The organism is Mesorhizobium sp. B1-1-6, from assembly GCF_006443035.1.
Taxonomy (GTDB): domain Bacteria; phylum Pseudomonadota; class Alphaproteobacteria; order Rhizobiales; family Rhizobiaceae; genus Mesorhizobium.
Window position 1 is genome coordinate 475,760 of sequence record NZ_VFWR01000001.1, and the last position, 17,372, is coordinate 493,131.

Consider the following 17,372-nt stretch of genomic DNA (forward strand, 5'->3'; position numbering starts at 1 on the left):
CAAGCATGACGACTTGGGCCAGTGGGCGCGACGCGGATACACTACTCCGCGGCCGTCTTTTGCGGCTCGCCTCGGATTTCGTCATCATCGTCGAACAGCGAAGGCTGATCCCCCGCTTCGACCAGATGCAATTCGGGCTTGCGCTTCGGCATCAGCCCGACCAGCCAGCCCGAGAAATTTTCCATGTAGACATAGATTACCGGTGTGACGAACAGCGTCAGCGCCTGCGAGGCGAGCAGACCGCCGACAACGGCGACGCCCAGCGGCTGGCGCAGCTCCGCGCTGGCGCCCGTGCCGAGCGCGATCGGGAACGTGCCCATCAAGGCGGCCAGCGTCGTCATCATGATCGGCCGGAACCGCATCAGGCAGGCCTTGTGGATGGACTCGGTGGCCGACATTCCTTCTCGTCGCAATTCGAGCGCGACGTCGACCATCATGATGCCGTTCTTCTTGACGATGCCGATCAGCATCAGGATGCCGATCACCGCGATGACGGACAGGTCCATGCCGGCGAAGCGCAAGGCGACAACCGCTCCCAGCACAGCCGATGGCAAGCCTGTGAGGATCGTGAGCGGATGGATGAAGCTCTCATAGAGAATGCCAAGCACGATATAGATGGTCAGGATCGCGCCGCCGATCAGCAGGCCCTGGTTGGCGAGCGAATCCTGGAAGGTCTTGGCTGTGCCGGCAAAGCTGGTCGAGATCGTCTCCGGCATGCCGATCTGCTCCTTGAGCGCGTCGATGCGGCTCACGCTGTCGCCGAGCGCCACGCCTTGCGGCAGATTATAGGAGATCGTCACGGCCGGAAGCTGGCCGAGCTGGTTGACCGTCAAGGCGCCGGCCGTGCGATCGACCCGGGCGAAGGCGCCAAGCGGAACCAGGGAGCCGCTCGCCGTCCTCATCTGGATGGCCAGCATCCGCTCCGGCGACCACTCGATCTTGGGATCGAGCTCGGTGATGACTTCGTAGCTGTCGGCGGAGCCGAAGATCGTCGAAACCTGGTCGGTGCCGAACCCGCCATAAAGCGCCGAGCGCAGCGTGTCGGTGTCGATGCCGAGCTGGGCCGCCTTGTCGCGATCCACCACCAGCGTCGCCTGCAGCGCATTGTTCTGCAAATCGCTGGTGACGTCGGTGAAGGTCGCATGATCGGCCGTCATCGCGTCATTCAGTTTCTGCGCCCAGATGTCTGTCTGGCCGGTGTCGAGGCCCTGAACCACGAGCTGGTAGGCGCTGGCAGACGAGCGCGAACCCAGCCTCAGATTCTGCACAGGCTGCATGTAGGTCTCGATGCCTGCGACGCCGGCCAATTGCTTGCGCAGATCGGCAAGCACCTTCTCGATATTGGGCCGCTGGTCCTTGCCCTTGAGCTGGACGAAAAGCTGCCCCTGGTTGAGCGCATTGTTGCCGCTGCCCGCCGACCACGCAACATGGTCGACATAGGGCGAATGCGAGAAGACGCTGGCCACCTGCCCCTGCAGCTTTGCCATGGCGTCGAACGAGATGTCCTGGCGCGCGATGGTCGTCACCGATATCTGGCCGATATCCTCCTGCGGGAAAAAGCCCTTCGGCGAGACCTCGATCAGCCACACCGACGCCGCCGCGGTGCCTATGAAGACCAGGAACACCAGGAAAGTGTGCCGCAGACAGAAGCTCAGGATCCGGTCGTAGCCGCGGGTGATGAAATCGCGCCTGTGGCCATCGCCATGCGCCTCGCGGTCGGCCTTGGTCACCGACAGCAGCCGCGAGCACAGCATCGGCGTCAGCGTCAGCGACACGAACATCGACGCCAGGATGGCGACCGTCACCACGACGGCGAACTCGTTGAAGATGCGCCCGATGACGCCGCCCATCAGAAGCACCGGGATGAACACGGCCACCAGCGAGATCGAAATCGAGATGATGGTGAAGCCGATTTCGCGCGCGCCCTTCAGCGACGCATCGAAAGCCGACAATCCGTCCTCCTCCATGTGACGGAAGATGTTTTCCAGCATCACGATAGCGTCGTCGACGACGAGGCCGACCGCGAGCGTCAGGCCCATCAGCGAAATGTTGTCGATGGAAAAGCCGAACAGGAACATCGCGCCGAGCGTGGCGATCAACGAGATCGGCACCGCCACGGCCGGAATGATGGTCGCCGTAACGCGGCGCAGGAACACGAAGATCACCATGACCACCAGTGCGATGGTCAACAGCAGCGTGAACTGCACGTCGTCCACGGCCTGGCGGATCGAGGTCGAACGATCGTTGAGCAGCTTGATCTGGGCGGCGGCCGGCATCTGGTCCTGGAAGGACGGCAGCATCGCCTTGACCTTGTCGACGACGTCGACAGTGTTGGCGTCGGGCTGGCGCTGCACCGCCATGATGATCGCGCGCGTGCCGTCATACCAGCTCGCAGTCGTCGTGGTCTGCACCGAATCAACGACGCGCGTCACCTCGCCCAGCCGCACCGGATGACCGTTCTTGGTGGCGATGATGAGGTTGGAGAATCCGGCGGCGTCGGTCAGCTGCGTATTGGCCGTGATCGTCAACTGCTGTTTGTTGTTCTTCAGAACGCCCAGCGGGGTGTTGGAGTTGGCGGATGCGATCGCCGCCTGCAGCTGGTCGATCGAAATGCCGCGCGCGGCAAGCGCGGTCGGGTCGATCTGGATGCGCACCGCATATTTCTGCTGGCCGAAGATGGAGACCTGCGCCACGCCGTCGATGGTCGACAGCGACGGCGAGATGACGTTTTCGGCGAAAGCATCGAGATCGGTCAGCGGAACCGTATCGCTGACCAGCGACATCAAAAGGATCGGCGCGTCGGCCGGATTGACCTTGCGGTAGCTCGGCGGCGAGGTCATCTGCGGCGGCAGCGATCTTTGCGTGCGCGCGATCGCTGCCTGCACGTCCGCGGCCGCGGCATCGATGTCGCGGTTGAGCACGAACTGGATGGCGATCGAGGTCTGGCCGAGCGAGTTGGTGGTCGAGATCGAATCGATTCCGGCAATGGTGGCGAATTGCTTGATCAGCGGCGTCGCCACCGACGTTGCCATCGTTTCCGGCGAGGCTCCGGGTAGCTGAGCCGAGACGTTGACGACAGGGAATTCGGCACTGGGCAGCGCCGCCACCGGGAGGAACTTGTAGGCGAACAGCCCGCCCAGAACGAGGGCGAACGACATCAGGAGGGTGGCGACAGGCCTGCGAATGCAGAACTCGGAGATCATTGGGCCGCCTCGCCGGCCTTGTCCGCTTGCGCGATCTTGGGTGCTGCCTGGTCGCCGGATCCGGCGGATGCCTTGCCTTCGTGCACGGCAGCCCCGTTCTTCAGTCGCGTCTGGCCTTCGATAACAACCTTCTCGCCGCTTTTCAGGCCATCGCTGATGGCGGCGCTCTGACCCACGGTCAGCGCCACTTGCACCGGCCGCATTTCGACTGTGTTGTCAGGCTTGACCACATAGACGAACGGCCCCTTCTGGCTGGGCTGCACCGCGACCGTGGGGACGGACGTCATCTGCGGCATGATGCCGGCGTCGAGCACGACATTCACATATTGGCCCGGCCACAGCGACAGATCGGTGTTGGGTATGCTGGCTCGCGTTGCGATGGTGCCGGAAGCGGTATCGACGCTGGAATCGACGAAATCGAGCGTGCCCTTGCCAATGGGTGTCGGGTCGCCGTCCTGGGTCAGGGTCACTGCCCCTTGCTGTGGCTTTGCCAGTGCCTTGTGCAGCAGCGCAAGATTGCTTTCGGGCAGGTTGAAGTTCACCTGCAGCGGATCCATCTGGGTGATGGTGACGAGCGGGGTCGAGGTGCTGCTGCTGCCATTGCTCGTGGTCACGAGATCGCCCACGGCAACGTTGACCGCGCCAAGCCTGCCGGAAATCGGCGCGGTGATCCTGGCAAAGCCAAGCTGGACATTGTCTGCATCGATTGTCGCCTTGTCGGCATCGACAGTCGCTGCCGCCGCCTTCTGCGCGGCAACGGCCTGGTCGTAGGTCTGCTGCGTACCGGCCTGCTTGGCGACAAGATCCTTGGCGCGCTGAAGATCGGAATTCGAACTGGCAAGCAGCGCCTGATCCTTGGCGAGCGTCGCCTGATCCTTGGCGAGCTGCGCCTTCAAGGCACGGTCATCCAGCGAAAACAGGAGATCGCCGGTTTTCACCATCTGCCCGTCCTTGACGTCGATCGACACGATCTGGCTGGACACGCGCGCGTTGATGCTGACCACGGCGGGAGAGGAGACGAAGCCGATGGCGTAGCGCCGGACCGGGAAATCGGCCGTCGTTGCCGTGGCCGAGATGATCGAGGCCGAACGGGCGCCAGTGCCGCCGGCCGCCTGCTTGGCCCCTGCCTGCGGATCCTGCCTATCCGGCGTCGGCTTGTCCGACGCGACCTGCTTTGCACCGATGATCTGCCGGGCCCTGCTCAGCGTGTCGGGAGACAGATAGAGCCAGGCCGCGCCTGCGCAGGCGACCGCAAGCAATGAAAGAATGACTTTTCCACGCATCGACAAAAGACCCTCTCCGTCCGACACGCCATAGCCAGGTGGTCGTATTCTAGCTCAAATCACGACGCCCTGCCGCGATTTCGCTGAATAGATAGGACAGGGCTTTGGCGGAAAAGGGCCAAAACACGGCATTACGAAGATTTAATGTGCACTGCACAATGGATGGGCTGGCCACCATGATCGCGTGCAAAAGGCGGATCGCGACCCTGGACAACTCACCGCAGCATCGGCCAAAGCGTCGCGGCCAGCAACACGCCCATGGCGATGTTGAACCATTTCAGCCGCACTGGATCGGACAGGAAACCGCGCAGCGCCGTGCCGAATCCCGCCCACACTGAAACGCTCGGCAGGTTGACGATGGTGAAGGCCACCGAGATCAGCGCCACCGACAGGAACGGATGCTCCGGATTGGAGTAGACGGCCATGGCGGTGATCGCCATCACCCAGGCCTTGGCATTGACCCACTGGAACGCCGCCGCCTCGATGAAACGCATCGGCCGCGCCTTCGTCTCGCCTTTGCCGCTGAGCGAGCGTGACATGGCGATTTTCCAGGCAAGGTAGAGCAGATAGGCGGCGCCGGCGATCTTGAGCGCGGTGTGCAGCGCCGGGAACGCCGTCAGCACGGCGCCAAGACCAAGGCCGACCGCCAGCAGCAAGACAAGAAACCCGATGCTGATGCCGAACATATGCGGCACGCTCCTCACCAGGCCGAAATTCACACCTGAGGCGAGCAGCATCAGATTGTTAGGCCCGGGCGTGATCGAGGTCACGAAGGCGTAGACAAGCAAGGCGAGGAATGCGTCGAGCGACATGATATCCTCCCAGATAAGCCAGTATTATTGTCTCTTCCAACGACCGCACAAATGCCACCCTCGGCCGGTGGCCGATCCCGTCGTCACGCTGTGGAGAAACTTACCGGTGCTACATCCCCTGCGGGCCACGGTTCATCGCCGCCACGCCGGTGCGGCAGATCTCTACCAGGCCGAGCGGCTTCATGATGGCGATGAACTGGTCGAGCTTGGAGCCCTTGCCGGTGATCTCGAAGATGAAATGCTCGGTGTTGGCGTCGATGACGCTGGCGCGGAAGGCATCCGCCAGGCGCAGCGCCTCGACGCGGGCCTCGCCGGTGCCGGCGACCTTGACCAGCGCCAGTTCCCGCTCCAGCGGCCGCTCCTGGCCGAACTCCTGCGAGCGCACGGTGAGGTCGACGACGCGGTGGACCGGCACGATGCGCTCGAGCTGGTGCTTGATCTGCTCCAGCACATGCGGCGTGCCGCGCGTCACGATGGTGATGCGCGACAGATGTTTCTCATGCTCGGTTTCCGAGACTGTCAGGCTCTCGATGTTGTAGCCGCGCCCGGAAAATAGGCCGATGACCCGGGCAAGCACGCCCGGCTCGTTGTCGACCAGCACTGAAAGCGTGTGGTTCTCGGGCTTTTCCGTTTCCTTGGCGATGAAATAGGCGGAGCCGGTCGGTTGTAGCTGTGCGTTCATGATGTGAATCTCGACTTCAAACTCTTGGATCTAATCTCTGTTTACGCACGGCTTCTCGCGACAGCCCTGCCTCTGTCCGCTGCTAAACCAGTTCCCTGCCCTTGGCGTCGATGGCGTTGGCCACCGCCTCGTCCGTCGCCTCGTCCGGCAAGAGCATCTCATTGTGCGCCTTGCCCGACGGGATCATCGGGAAGCAGTTGGCGAGCGTCGCCACGCGGCAGTCGAACAGCACCGGCTTCCTGACCGAGATCATCTCCTTGATGGCATCGTCCAGCTCGTCCGGCTTGTCGCAGCGGATACCGTGGCCGCCATAGGCTTCGGCCAGCTTGACGAAATCAGGCATGGCTTCGGTGTAGGAATGCGACAGCCGGTTGCCGTGCAGCAGCTGCTGCCACTGCCGCACCATGCCCATATACTGGTTGTTGAGAATGAAGATTTTGATCGGCGCGTCGAACTGCACCGCGGCACTCATCTCTTGCATCGTCATCTGCACCGAAGCGTCGCCGGCGATATCGACGACCAGCGCGTTCGGATGCGCGATCTGCACGCCGAGTGCCGCCGGCAGGCCGTAACCCATCGTGCCGAGCCCCCCGGACGTCATCCAGCGGTTCGGCTTCTCGAAATGGTAATGCTGCGCCGCCCACATCTGGTGCTGGCCGACCTCCGTCGTGATGTAGGTGTCCATGTCCTTTGTCAGGGCATAGAGCCGCTGGATGGCATATTGCGGCATGATCACGTCGTTGTTCATCTTGTAGGCGAGCGAATCGCGCGCACGCCATTTGGCGATCTGCTCCCACCAGGGATAGAGCGCCTTCTTGTCGGCCTTGGCGGTTGCACGCCACAGCCGCACGAGATCCTCCAGAACCCGGCCGACATCGCCGATAATGGGCACGTCGGTGTGGACGTTCTTGTTGATCGAGGACGGATCGATGTCGATATGGATCTTCTTCGAGTTCGGCGAGAACGCGTTGAGCCGGCCGGTGATGCGGTCGTCGAAGCGCGCACCGATGCAGATCATCACGTCGCAGTCATGCATGGCCATGTTGGCTTCGTAGGTGCCGTGCATGCCGAGCATGCCGAGCCAGTTCTTGCCCGATGCCGGATAGGCGCCGAGCCCCATCAGCGTCGAGGTGATCGGGAAACCGGTGAGGTCGACCAGTTCGCGCAGCAGATGGCTCGCTTCCGGACCGGAGTTGATGACGCCGCCGCCGCTGTAGATGATCGGCTTCCTGGCACCGGCCAGCAGTTCGACCGCCGCCTTGACCTTCTCCAGGTCGCCCTGCACCTTCGGCTGATAGCTGGTGCGCGGCGCGGTTTGAGGAGAAACATAAAAACCCTTGGCGAACTGCACGTCCTTCGGGATGTCGACCACGACAGGACCGGGACGGCCGGTGGTGGCGACATGGAAGGCCTCATGAATGGTTGCGGCAAGCTCGTTGACGTCCTTCACCAGCCAATTGTGCTTGGTGCAGGGGCGCGTGATGCCGACCGTGTCGCACTCCTGGAAAGCGTCCGAACCGATCAGCGAGGTCGGCACCTGCCCGGTCAGGCACACCAGCGGGATCGAATCCATCAGCGCGTCCTGCAAAGGCGTCACCGCGTTGGTCGCGCCCGGACCCGATGTCACCAGCATGACGCCTGCCCTGCCGGTCGAGCGCGCATAGCCCTCGGCCGCGTGGCCGGCGCCCTGCTCGTGCCTCACCAGGATGTGCTCGACGTCGTCCTGCTGGAAGATCTCGTCATAGATCGGGAGAACCGCGCCGCCCGGATAACCGAAGACATGCTTGACGCCATTGTCCTTCAGCGCCTGCACCACCATTTCGGCGCCAGTCATTTCGCGCCGCTCGCTCTGTCCGTTGCTCATCGGTTTGGTCCCGTACTGTCCGCCATCTGGCGATTTGCTGGTCGTTTAGTCGTGTTTCAGGCAATAAAAAAGGCCCCCGAGGGAGCCTGTGTGTTGCGCATGGGAGGTTTTCGCCCGGCGGTTACACCGCCTTGCCCACGCGCCTTCCTACGAGAATGAGTGCCTTTTTCATGGTGGCGAACCATAAGGGTGAAAGCAGCCGTTCGTCAATGGGGTCGATTCCGCTTTCATGCCGGCTTGCCCGGTGCATGGCACGAAGCACGCGCACGCCGTCATTTAGACCCGGCTCGACGTCGGGTCGCTGGTCAAACCCTTGAAAACAAAGCGAACTATTTGGCGACGTGACGCGGCCCATGGTTTGCCGCGATACTGCCCGAGGCCGGACCCCAAGCTCGGCAAAGGCAGCTCGCAACGAGGCCGATCAACAAAAACGCGGAGGAAACTGATGCTCGACAAGGCCCCGAACAGGAAGCTTTCCGACCTTCTCGAACGATTTGGCGCGGCCCTTGCCGCCGGCGACGTCGACAAGGCGGTCGAATGCTTCCAGGAAGATTGTTATTGGCGCGACCTCGTCACCTTCACCTGGAATATCAAGACCATGGAAGGCCGCGATCAGGTGCGTGACATGCTGGAAAGCCAGCTGTCGAAGACGAAGCCATCACATTTCGCCATCGCCAGGGGCGAGGACGCGACCGAGGCGAACGGGGTGATCGACGGCTGGATCAGCTTCGAGACGGATGTGGCGCGCGGCTTCGGCCATATCAGGTTGAAGGACGGCAAGATCTGGACGCTGCTGACCACGATGGTCGAGCTGAAAGGCTATGAAGAGCCGGCCGGCTTCGCCCGGCCCATGGGCGCCAAGCACGGCTCCGGCAGGAACCGCCCGACCTGGAAGGAAGAGCGCGAGAAGGAAGCGGCCGAGCTTGGCTTCAAGACGCAGCCCTATACGGTCATCATCGGCGGCGGCCAGGGCGGCATCGCGCTTGGCGCGCGGCTCCGCCAGCTCGGCGTGCCGGCGATCATCATCGAGAAGAATGAACGTGCCGGCGACAGCTGGCGCAAGCGCTACAAGTCGCTCTGCCTGCACGATCCGGTCTGGTATGACCATTTGCCCTACATCGATTTTCCCCGGAACTGGCCGGTTTTCTCGCCCAAGGACAAGATCGGCGACTGGCTGGAAATGTACACCAAGGTGATGGAGCTGAATTACTGGTCCTCAACCGAGGCCAAGAGCGCTTCCTACGACGAGGAGAAGAAGGAATGGACGGTTGTCGTCCACCGCGACGGCAAGGACATCACGCTGAAGCCGAAGCAGCTGGTGCTGGCCACCGGCATGTCCGGCCGTCCCAATCTGCCGAAGTTCAAGGGCATGGAGAATTTCAAGGGCGATCAGCACCACTCCTCCAAGCACCCCGGCCCTGACCAATATGCCGGCAAGAAGGTTGTCGTCATCGGCTCCAACAATTCCGCGCACGACATTTGCGCGGCACTGTGGGAAGCCGGCGTCGACGTCACCATGGTGCAGCGATCGACCACCCACATCGTCAGATCCGACACGCTGATGGATATCGGGCTTGGCGCGCTCTACTCGGAGCAGGCGGTGCAGAACGGTATGACCACCGCCAAGGCCGACCTCATCTTCGCCTCCCTGCCCTACAAGATCCTGCACGAGTTCCAGATTCCGCTTTATGAGAAGATGAAGGAGCGCGACGCGGCGTTCTACAAGGGCCTGGAAAAGGCCGGCTTCATGCTCGACTGGGGCGACGACGGCTCCGGCCTGTTCATGAAATATCTCAGGCGTGGCTCCGGCTACTACATCGATATCGGCGCTTCGCAGCTGATCATCGATGGCGCCATCAAACTCAAGAGCGGCGTCGATGTGGCCGAGATCAAAGAACATTCCGTCCTGCTCAGCGATGGCACCGAACTGCCGGCGGACGTCATCGTCTATGCCACCGGATACGGCTCGATGAATGGCTGGGCGGCGGAGCTGATCTCAAAGGAGGTTGCAGACAAGGTCGGCAAATGCTGGGGACTCGGCTCGAACACCACCAAGGATCCCGGCCCATGGGAAGGTGAGCAGCGCAACATGTGGAAGCCGACGCAGCAGGAGGCGCTCTGGTTCCATGGCGGTAACCTGCACCAGTCGCGCCATTATTCGCAGTTCCTGTCGCTGCAGTTGAAGGCCAGGCAGGAAGGCATTGCGACGCCCGTCTATGGGCTGCAGCAGGTTCACCACAAGGGATAAGCCAGATCGTGGCGAAAAACCGAGGGAGGCGCGGTTTTGGACCGCGCCTCCCTTTCCTGATCGGTGCGATCGGCTACGCCGCCTGGTCGGCCGCGAACCGCGCCACCACGCGTTCTAGCAACGGCACATAGTCGCGAAACGTGCGCGTCCTCATGTCGGCGACCTTGCCGCCCTCGTCCCAGATGCGGACGCGCACCGCCTCTTCGTGAAACGGGTTCTTGCGGAACCCGGCCACCTCGTCCGGGCTCATCGGCCCGCCCTGCAACGACAGCGTATGAACCGAAGCCGGCGACAGCTTGTCGAAATAGGTCGGGTCGGTGGCGCAGAGATAGCGCTTGGCCGAGACATGCAGCCTGACGCATTCGACGATGACCGGCGGGAAGAACGGCGCCAGCACCTCGCCGCCGGCCTCGTCATGGTGCTTGTCCTCGACGTCATCGGGCGAATAGGTACCGAACTCGCTGGTGTAGTGGCCGATATCGTGCAGCAGGGCTGCTGCCACCAGTTCTTCCGGCGCACCATCCTGGTCTGCGAGCCAGGCGCCCTGCAGCATATGCTCGGACATCGTCACCGGCTCGCCGAGATAGGATTCGGCTCCCCGGCGCTCGAAGATATCGGCGATGAATTCGACGATGTTGCCGGCGTTCAGATCATGTGCGTTCATTCCGCCGCCTCCTTGAAACCGTGCTCGATCGCCGCCAACGTCGACAGCAGGCCGTCCTTGTCGGCATAACAGCCCTGCAGCCAGCGTTTCCCGGTTCCCGAAAACGCCTTGCGCGCATGCATGACGCGGGTGTTGTCGACGATGAAGGCCTGTCCCGGCTCGAGCTTGAACGTCACTTCGAAGGCCGGATCCTCGATCAACTCCGCAAAGCGGCGATAGGCGGCGTAGTAGGCCTCCATCTCGGCGAAAGGCACGTCGACGGTCGGCGCCAGCGAGCGGTTGTTGAAGCGGATGCAGATCAGTTCGCCGTCCGGCCCGAGTTCGATCATAGGCCGCTTCGCCTGCAGCCGCACGCCGGACGAGCCGGCATATCCGAAACGCGCCGGATGCGAACTCAGGAGTCGGAAGCCTTCGGGGTTCTCGGCCTGCAAGGCGGCCGCCACGGCGAACCCGTCGACGACGCTCGACTCGCCACCCTCCACCGTGTTCTCGATACAGGACAGGATCTGCAGCGTCGGCACCGGATCCCGATAGGGGTTGTCGGTATGCGCCTGGAGGCCGAGATTGGTGTAGGCCAGATTGTTCGGATTGACCTCGGCGCGCACTTCGAACCAGCGCCCGTAATTGGTCTCCCTGATGTAGCCGAACAGGTCGGAGACCTTGCACAGAGCGCCTGGTTCGGCCGGCAGTCCGTCCATCACTGCAAAACCATATGTCCTCACTGCCGAGAGCCATTCCCGCAGTACACCGCGGCTGCGGCCTGCCGCCGGATAGCCGGCGCGCGGCACCGAATTCTGCATCGTCGCCCTTGTCCAGCGCTGCACCGCGTCGGCGGTCCATCCGGACTGACGGGCCTCGGCGCGATCATAGGCATTGGCTCGAAGCCACGCCTCGGGAAAGCTGACCGTCTTCTTCTCGGGCACGAATCTGATCTCCACGGCATTGCCCTTGATCGAAGCGGCACCGATCCGCGTCTCGGCTGGAATATCGAGGATGGTGATCAGTCGCTGGCCGTTGCCGGCGCTGCGTGTCTTGTCGTCGAGTGCGTTGTCGCGAAGCCACATGGCATGGAACCGGCAGCGCGTCCCGTCCTTCCAGCCCAGTTCGATCATTCTTCCTGCGTCGCCTATCAGCGCATCGGTCAACATGGAGATGTTCCTGTCCATTGCGCCCCGCAGTCCGCTCAGCGGGGCCTCGATTGCATGTTGATCGAGCGAAAGGTATAATTGAAATTATCATTTTTCGGTCAATGGCTGCAAAATCGTAATGCCTGCGAGAACCATCCCCACCTTGCCCCCACTCGACTGGCTGCGCAGCTTCGAGGCAGCGGCGCGGCTTTCGAATTTTACGGCGGCGGCCGCCGAACTCGGCCTGACCCAGGCGGCCGTCAGTCAGCATGTCCGGCTCCTCGAGGATCGGCTGAAGACGCGTCTGTTCTCACGGCTGGCGCGGGGCGTCGCACTGTTGCCGGAGGGCGCCGCCTACTTGCCCCACATCCAATCAGCCTTCGCCACCATCGGCAGCAGCACGGCGGAACTGTTCGAGCCCCGCGCCGTCGAGACCGTCACCTTGCGGGCGCCGATCTCTTTCGCTTTGCTGGTGCTCGTTCCGAAGCTGCCCGACCTTGCCAAGGCGCTGCCGCGCATCCATGTCGACCTGGTGACGATCCATCGCCCGACCGACTATGACCTGCCGGGCTCAGCGCTGGACATCCGTTTCGGCAACGGATCCTTTCCCGGACGCCTGGCCGACAGGCTGACCGCCGAGCGGCTTGTGCCGGTGGCCGCCCCGGCCTTGGCCAGTGATGCCGACTGGACATCCCTGCCGCTGCTCCTGGTGGCCGGTGCGCGCGAGATGTGGGCGGAATGGTTCGCCGCGGCGGGATTGGCCGGTCACCCCAGGCGCTCGCATCGCTTCGACAGCTTCGTGGCTGCGATGGAGGCTGCGCGAGCCGGCGCGGGCGTGCTTCTGGGCTCGCGGCCGCTGATTGACGCGGCACTCGAAAGCAAGGCCCTGGCCAGGCTTTCCGATTTCGAGCTCCCGAGCACATCGGGGCATTTTCTGACCAAGGCACCGATCGCGCGACTGACCGGTGCCGAGCAGGATTTCCGCCAATGGCTGCTGTCGCGCCTCGGCGAGCCATCTCCGACATGACGTTCACCGGCCGATGCGCTTCCAGTAGATGAGCGTGCCGGTCAGCCCGCCATGGGGCTTCAATGCATAGTCCGGTATTTCCCCGGTCAGCGTGAAGCCCAGCCTCTCATAGAGCCCGGACGCCCCCTCTTCGGTCGCCGTATCCAGAACCAGAAGCGTGCGGCCCCTCTCCACCGCAAGGGCCTCGGCCGCTTGCATCAGGCGGGTCGCCACGCCTTTGCCTCGACGATCGAGGCGCGTCATCAGCTTGGCGATCTCGGCCCGGTGCGGCTGGTTGGGCGGACAGTCGAGCAGCAGCGTGACCGTGCCGACCAGCGTGTCTGCCTCCCACGCGCCAAGCACCACCGCTCACCTCTTGCGGCCGCCGTCAGCGACGTGTCCCAGAACCTGCGGGCGGTTTCCGGCGCCAGCGGATGCATGAAGCTCACCGACCCGCCCGCGGCAACCGTTTCGACCAGAAGATCGCCAAGCAACGCCTGTGTCCGCGCGTCCTGCGTCAACATTCTGATCTCGATGGAATGCATGCTCGTTCTGCCTGGCTGAGATGGAAGGATCGATACGGTCGAACTGGCGTCAATCGAAAGCGCTGAATCGCTTTCCCTTGCGCGCCGCCTTGATCGCGGCGATGCGTTCGGTGTCCTCTTCCTGAAGGTGGCGTCCGCGTTCGAGGAGTTCGAGCGTGTATTCCTCATAGGTAAGTCCCAGCCGTTCCGCCTTGTCCACGCGCATCAGCATGACGTCGCGGCTCGGTGCTTTCAACGCCTTGGCATGCGCGGCCTGCCAGGCCAGGAAAATATAAGGATCGCCCTTGCCCCATGGCGGCCCCTTGTAGTCGTCGAGCGGCGGTCCCCCATTGTGGGAGCGCTTTGGACGTCTCGGCATGATGTCAGGCCCTGACCAGCGCGACGAGATAGTCGGCGCCCGCCTCGAGCGCATGGAAGGTGCAGTCCGACGGCGCGCCGAGCGCCAGACAGTCGCCGGGCTCGAGCCTGTGCACCAGATCGCCCTCGATGAATTCCAGCCGTCCGGAGATCAGCCATATCTGCTGTTTGATGAAGGCGTAGGACGCCGCGGGCAAACTGACCTTGGCGCCCGCCGGCAGATGAACCCTGATCAGTTCGAGCGGCATGTCGCCGGCCGGCGAAAGATGCCGCCTGACATAGCCGGTATCGGGATCGCGCCAGACGGGCTGGTCGCTCGCCCGCAGCAAGCCGCCGCCCTGCAATTCCGCGCGTGCGATAAGGGTCGACAGCGTCATGCCGAAGGCGGCGGCGATCCGCACCAGGAGCGCTGCCGTCGGGCTGGTCATGCCGCGCTCGATCGTGCTCAGCATGGCTTTGGAGACGCCGGAGCGCTCGGCGAGTTCGGCCAGGGACCATTCCCGTATCGTCCTCTCGGCGTGTATCCGTCTGCCGATTGTGGAGGAGATATCGTTCGCTATATCATTCATTCGTTTATTATAGCGAAAATCCGACAGCTGGAAAAGAGCCTTGTCGCGACAATTTTCACCAGCTTCTTAATCCTCCCTACACCATCCGGCCACACTCGACCTTAACCCAGTTCCTGTAGGCTCGACGTGAGGGAAAATGGGGATTGGCCTGTCCATGTATGTCGAACGCGAAGCCTCGGTCGGAGAACCGACATCGCAGGAGCGCCGCAACGCCGAACAGAACGACAGGCGCATCCTGGGCAATGTCGTGCAATGCGACGGTGCGCGCGCCACTATCAGCGCCTTTGCGGACGACGTCGACGGCGCGGTGACCGGCCTGTGGACGGTCGGCAAGATGATCTCGGTCAATCTCGGCAGCACGCGCACCGTCGGCCTGGTCTATGCGATCGGCAAGTCGGATCGCGCCTGGAACAGCGAGGGCCAGAACGCCATCGAGGTCAGCATCGAGCTGATCGGCGAAGTGCGCGACGGCGCCGAGCCCGGCTCCAAGCCGATCTTCGACCGCGGCATCACCACCTATCCCCATATCGGCGCCATCGCGCACCGCATCCGCAGCCGTGACCTGCAGGCCGTCTACGATCTGGCCGGGCGTCATTCGATCACCATCGGCTCGCTGTCGCAGGACGAGGCGATCGCCGCCAACATCGCCATCGACGACACGCTGGCGCGCCACTTTGCCATTGTCGGCACCACCGGTGTCGGCAAGTCCACCGCCGTCTCGCTGCTGCTGCGCAAATCGATCGCGGCGCGGCCGGATCTGCGCATCCTGATCCTCGATCCGCACAATGAATTCGCCGCGTCGCTGCCCGAATATTGCGTCAAGGTCGATTCCAAGACGCTCGACCTTCCGTTCTGGATGTTCCGGCTCGAGGAATTCGCCGAGGTTCTATTTCGCGGCCGCGAGACCGTGCCCGACGAGATCGATGCGCTGCGCGACCTCATTCCGCTCGCCAAAAACCTCTATCGCAACCCCAATTCCGGTGCCTATCTCAGGCGCGGCAGCGATGCGCTGACCGCCGATACGCCAGTGCCCTACCGCATTGCCGATCTGCTCAAGCAGATTGACGAGCGCATGGGCATGCTCGAAAGCAAGAACGAGCGCCCGACGCTCAAATCGCTGAAGACTCGCATCGAATCGGCGGCAGCCGATCCGCGCTACCGTTTCATGTTCAACTCGCGCCTGATCGAGGACACCATCCACGAGACCATCGGCAACATCTTCCGCGTGCCGCATAACGGCCGCCCGGTGACCTGTTTCGAAATGGCCGGCATGCCGTCCGAAGTGGTCAATTCCGTCTGTTCGGTGCTGGCGCGCCTGGCATTCGACCTTGCGCTGTGGAGCGAGGGCAAGCTGCAGCTCCTATTGCTCTGCGAAGAAGCGCATCGCTACATGCCGGCCGATGCGCGCCTCGGCTTCGCGCCGACAAGGCACGCGCTGTCGCGCATTGCCAAGGAAGGCCGCAAATATGGCTGCTATCTCGGCGTCGTCACCCAGCGCCCGGGCGAACTCGACCCGACCATCCTGTCGCAGTGCTCGACCTTCTTCGCCATGCGGCTCGCCAATGAACAGGACCAGGCGATCATCCGCTCGGCCATCGCCGACTCGTCCGCCTCCACGCTTGCTTTCCTATCGTCCATGGGCCAGCGCGAAGCCATCGCCTTCGGCGAAGGCGTGGCCACGACGATGCGGCTGAAGTTCGAGAGACTGCCGGCTGAACTGATCCCCGGCACGGCCAAGCGCGAACAAGCCATGTCGTCGAAAACCGGCGACGATGTCGATCTGGTGACGATCGTGGAACGGCTTCGCAACGTTCCAAAGCCGCAGCAGCAGGCGATGGCCTTTGCCGAAGTGGTCGATTCTGGCCGCCAGGCCGGCGATCCCGACTACCGCAAGCCGCCGGCCGCACGCGTGCAATCGGACGATGATTTCGACATGCGCTATGGCCTCAAGCCCGCCACCTTCGGCATGCGCCCCCAAAACGATTGAGCCTGCAAGCTCTCTGACGACCGGCCGGGAAGCCGCACACAAGCTTCCAAGGGCTTCACATCATCGAACCAGCTTGGTCAAATCCCGAAAGGGAATTCATCAGGCCGGATTGAATGGCGTGGTTTCGAGAAGCCGGAGCGGAGCGGACATTCAGTCCGTGAGCACCGGAAGTCGAAAAAGCCGCGTCAGGCAACCGGCCTCGTGAATTCTTCTTCGGGATTTCAGGCGCAGACGCGGTTGCGGCCTTGCCTCTTGGCCTCGTAGAGCTGGCGGTCGGCGCGGCGATAGAATTCTTCCGCCGTCTCCTTGCGGTCCCAGACGGCAAGGCCGACGCTGGTGGTGATCTTGAGCCGGACATTGCCCGAAAGAACCGACATGTTGGCGATCGCCTTGCGGATACGCTCGGCGAATTTCGACAACAATTCCGCCTCCATGTTGGGCGTGACCACGGCGAATTCCTCGCCACCCAATCGCGCCACCACGTCATGGTAGCGCGTCATGTCCTTGAGACAGCTGGCGACGGCCTTGAGTACCTCGTCGCCAACGTCGTGGCCATGTGTATCGTTGACCTGCTTGAAATGATCAAGGTCGAGGATCATCAGCCCGACGGGTTTCTCGATGCGCTTGAACTCCTCGAGATATTCCTTCAGCGCGTCGTCGAAATAGCGCCGGTTCTGCATGCCGGTCAGGCTATCTGTCAGCGCCGCATGTTCGAACGTCTCGGAGCGGGCGCTCAGTGACACGGTCATGGCCCGCAGCTTGCCTTCCTCCGTCGCCTGCCTGCGGATCAGCGGGTAGATGAAGAAGATGCCGAAGAACAGCGCGGTCGCGAGCAGCACGCCCGTCGCGAAAAGCAGCTTGTTGAGGTAGATGACCTTGTCCAGGCCGGAGGCCGTGTGAAGTTCGGTGGCAAAGGATTGCAGCAGTCCATAGGCATGCAGCGTCACCAGGCCGGCGGCCAGGATCACGAAGATAAAGACGAAAAACGCCGATTCCGCCTTGTGGAAACGCATCTGCTCCCCGAT

13 protein-coding genes and 1 pseudogene are annotated in these 17,372 nt (G+C 62.8%); 3 read left to right on the forward strand and 11 right to left on the reverse strand.

All coding sequences use genetic code 11. From position 1 onward, the window contains the following. Positions 1-41: 41 nt before the first annotated feature. The 5 genes from FJ979_RS02500 to FJ979_RS02520 all read right to left on the reverse strand — a co-directional run bounded on the left by FJ979_RS02500 (position 42) and on the right by FJ979_RS02520 (position 7,844). The gene (locus FJ979_RS02500; protein ID WP_140579975.1) at positions 42-3,203 is read right to left on the reverse strand and encodes an efflux RND transporter permease subunit; all 3,162 of its coding nucleotides are present in this window, start codon (positions 3,201-3,203) and stop codon (positions 42-44) included. Beyond that, the gene (locus FJ979_RS02505; protein ID WP_140579976.1) at positions 3,200-4,486 is read right to left on the reverse strand and encodes an efflux RND transporter periplasmic adaptor subunit; all 1,287 of its coding nucleotides are present in this window, start codon (positions 4,484-4,486) and stop codon (positions 3,200-3,202) included. The genes FJ979_RS02500 and FJ979_RS02505 overlap by 4 nt, the downstream gene beginning before the upstream one ends. Before the next feature lie 215 nt (positions 4,487-4,701). Beyond that, the gene (locus FJ979_RS02510) at positions 4,702-5,298 is read right to left on the reverse strand and encodes a LysE family translocator (RefSeq protein ID WP_140516483.1); all 597 of its coding nucleotides are present in this window, start codon (positions 5,296-5,298) and stop codon (positions 4,702-4,704) included. Between the two features lie 109 nt (positions 5,299-5,407). Beyond that, a complete protein-coding gene (ilvN, locus tag FJ979_RS02515; RefSeq protein WP_023676680.1) occupies positions 5,408-5,980 on the reverse strand; it encodes an acetolactate synthase small subunit in 573 nt (190 codons plus the stop codon). A gap of 82 nt (positions 5,981-6,062) precedes the next feature. Next, complete coding sequence (locus FJ979_RS02520; RefSeq protein WP_140495366.1) at positions 6,063-7,844, reverse strand: acetolactate synthase 3 large subunit; 1,782 nt, start codon at positions 7,842-7,844, stop codon at positions 6,063-6,065. Between the two features lie 445 nt (positions 7,845-8,289). Between FJ979_RS02520 and FJ979_RS02525 the strand changes: the two genes are divergently transcribed. Further along, on the forward strand, positions 8,290-10,092 hold the full coding sequence (locus tag FJ979_RS02525; RefSeq protein WP_140579977.1) for an NAD(P)/FAD-dependent oxidoreductase: 1,803 nt from the start codon (positions 8,290-8,292) through the stop codon (positions 10,090-10,092). Positions 10,093-10,165: 73 nt separating this feature from the next. Here the strand turns inward: FJ979_RS02525 and FJ979_RS02530 are convergent, their stop codons facing one another. Both FJ979_RS02530 and FJ979_RS02535 read right to left on the reverse strand, forming a co-directional pair. Then, positions 10,166-10,756 carry an HD domain-containing protein gene (locus tag FJ979_RS02530; protein ID WP_140579978.1) on the reverse strand — a complete coding sequence of 197 codons (591 nt, stop codon included), beginning with the start codon at positions 10,754-10,756 and terminating at the stop codon, positions 10,166-10,168. Next, the gene (locus tag FJ979_RS02535) at positions 10,753-11,904 is read right to left on the reverse strand and encodes a gamma-butyrobetaine dioxygenase (protein WP_140495360.1); all 1,152 of its coding nucleotides are present in this window, start codon (positions 11,902-11,904) and stop codon (positions 10,753-10,755) included. The genes FJ979_RS02530 and FJ979_RS02535 overlap by 4 nt, the downstream gene beginning before the upstream one ends. Before the next feature lie 118 nt (positions 11,905-12,022). On the opposite strand from FJ979_RS02535, the gene FJ979_RS02540 reads away from it, so the two are divergent. Further along, positions 12,023-12,910, forward strand: a complete 888-nt coding sequence (locus FJ979_RS02540; protein WP_140559560.1) for a LysR family transcriptional regulator — start codon at positions 12,023-12,025, stop codon at positions 12,908-12,910. Positions 12,911-12,913: 3 nt separating this feature from the next. Here the strand turns inward: FJ979_RS02540 and FJ979_RS02545 are convergent. The 3 genes and pseudogenes from FJ979_RS02545 to FJ979_RS02555 all read right to left on the reverse strand — a co-directional run bounded on the left by FJ979_RS02545 (position 12,914) and on the right by FJ979_RS02555 (position 14,360). Further along, positions 12,914-13,434, reverse strand: a pseudogene (locus tag FJ979_RS02545) (GNAT family N-acetyltransferase). Positions 13,435-13,483: 49 nt separating this feature from the next. Further along, positions 13,484-13,792: a hypothetical protein gene (locus FJ979_RS02550; protein WP_140495355.1), complete on the reverse strand. Its 309-nt coding sequence runs from the start codon at positions 13,790-13,792 to the stop codon at positions 13,484-13,486. 4 nt (positions 13,793-13,796) lie between these two features. After that, the gene (locus FJ979_RS02555; protein WP_140579979.1) at positions 13,797-14,360 is read right to left on the reverse strand and encodes an XRE family transcriptional regulator; all 564 of its coding nucleotides are present in this window, start codon (positions 14,358-14,360) and stop codon (positions 13,797-13,799) included. Positions 14,361-14,514: 154 nt separating this feature from the next. On the opposite strand from FJ979_RS02555, the gene FJ979_RS02560 reads away from it, so the two are divergent. Continuing rightward, positions 14,515-16,347 carry an ATP-binding protein gene (locus FJ979_RS02560; protein WP_140516706.1) on the forward strand — a complete coding sequence of 611 codons (1,833 nt, stop codon included), beginning with the start codon at positions 14,515-14,517 and terminating at the stop codon, positions 16,345-16,347. A gap of 221 nt (positions 16,348-16,568) precedes the next feature. On the opposite strand, the gene FJ979_RS02565 is transcribed toward FJ979_RS02560, so the two are convergent. After that, positions 16,569-17,360, reverse strand: coding sequence for a GGDEF domain-containing protein (locus FJ979_RS02565; RefSeq protein WP_140495351.1), 792 nt, complete (start codon positions 17,358-17,360; stop codon positions 16,569-16,571). Positions 17,361-17,372: the final 12 nt, after the last annotated feature.

What these genes read in the sequence shown, in the direction of transcription:
- FJ979_RS02555 (WP_140579979.1), bottom strand. Translation starts at nt 14,360, where the DNA reads ATGAATGATATAGCGAACGATATCTCCTCCACAATCGGCAGACGGATA.
- FJ979_RS02540 (WP_140559560.1), top strand. Translation starts at nt 12,023, where the DNA reads ATGCCTGCGAGAACCATCCCCACCTTGCCCCCACTCGACTGGCTGCGC.
- FJ979_RS02510 (WP_140516483.1), bottom strand. Translation starts at nt 5,298, where the DNA reads ATGTCGCTCGACGCATTCCTCGCCTTGCTTGTCTACGCCTTCGTGACC.
- ilvN (WP_023676680.1), bottom strand. Translation starts at nt 5,980, where the DNA reads ATGAACGCACAGCTACAACCGACCGGCTCCGCCTATTTCATCGCCAAG.
- FJ979_RS02520 (WP_140495366.1), bottom strand. Translation starts at nt 7,844, where the DNA reads ATGAGCAACGGACAGAGCGAGCGGCGCGAAATGACTGGCGCCGAAATG.
- FJ979_RS02505 (WP_140579976.1), bottom strand. Translation starts at nt 4,486, where the DNA reads ATGCGTGGAAAAGTCATTCTTTCATTGCTTGCGGTCGCCTGCGCAGGC.
- FJ979_RS02530 (WP_140579978.1), bottom strand. Translation starts at nt 10,756, where the DNA reads ATGAACGCACATGATCTGAACGCCGGCAACATCGTCGAATTCATCGCC.
- FJ979_RS02550 (WP_140495355.1), bottom strand. Translation starts at nt 13,792, where the DNA reads ATGCCGAGACGTCCAAAGCGCTCCCACAATGGGGGACCGCCGCTCGAC.
- FJ979_RS02560 (WP_140516706.1), top strand. Translation starts at nt 14,515, where the DNA reads ATGTATGTCGAACGCGAAGCCTCGGTCGGAGAACCGACATCGCAGGAG.
- FJ979_RS02565 (WP_140495351.1), bottom strand. Translation starts at nt 17,360, where the DNA reads ATGCGTTTCCACAAGGCGGAATCGGCGTTTTTCGTCTTTATCTTCGTG.
- FJ979_RS02525 (WP_140579977.1), top strand. Translation starts at nt 8,290, where the DNA reads ATGCTCGACAAGGCCCCGAACAGGAAGCTTTCCGACCTTCTCGAACGA.
- FJ979_RS02500 (WP_140579975.1), bottom strand. Translation starts at nt 3,203, where the DNA reads ATGATCTCCGAGTTCTGCATTCGCAGGCCTGTCGCCACCCTCCTGATG.
- FJ979_RS02535 (WP_140495360.1), bottom strand. Translation starts at nt 11,904, where the DNA reads ATGTTGACCGATGCGCTGATAGGCGACGCAGGAAGAATGATCGAACTG.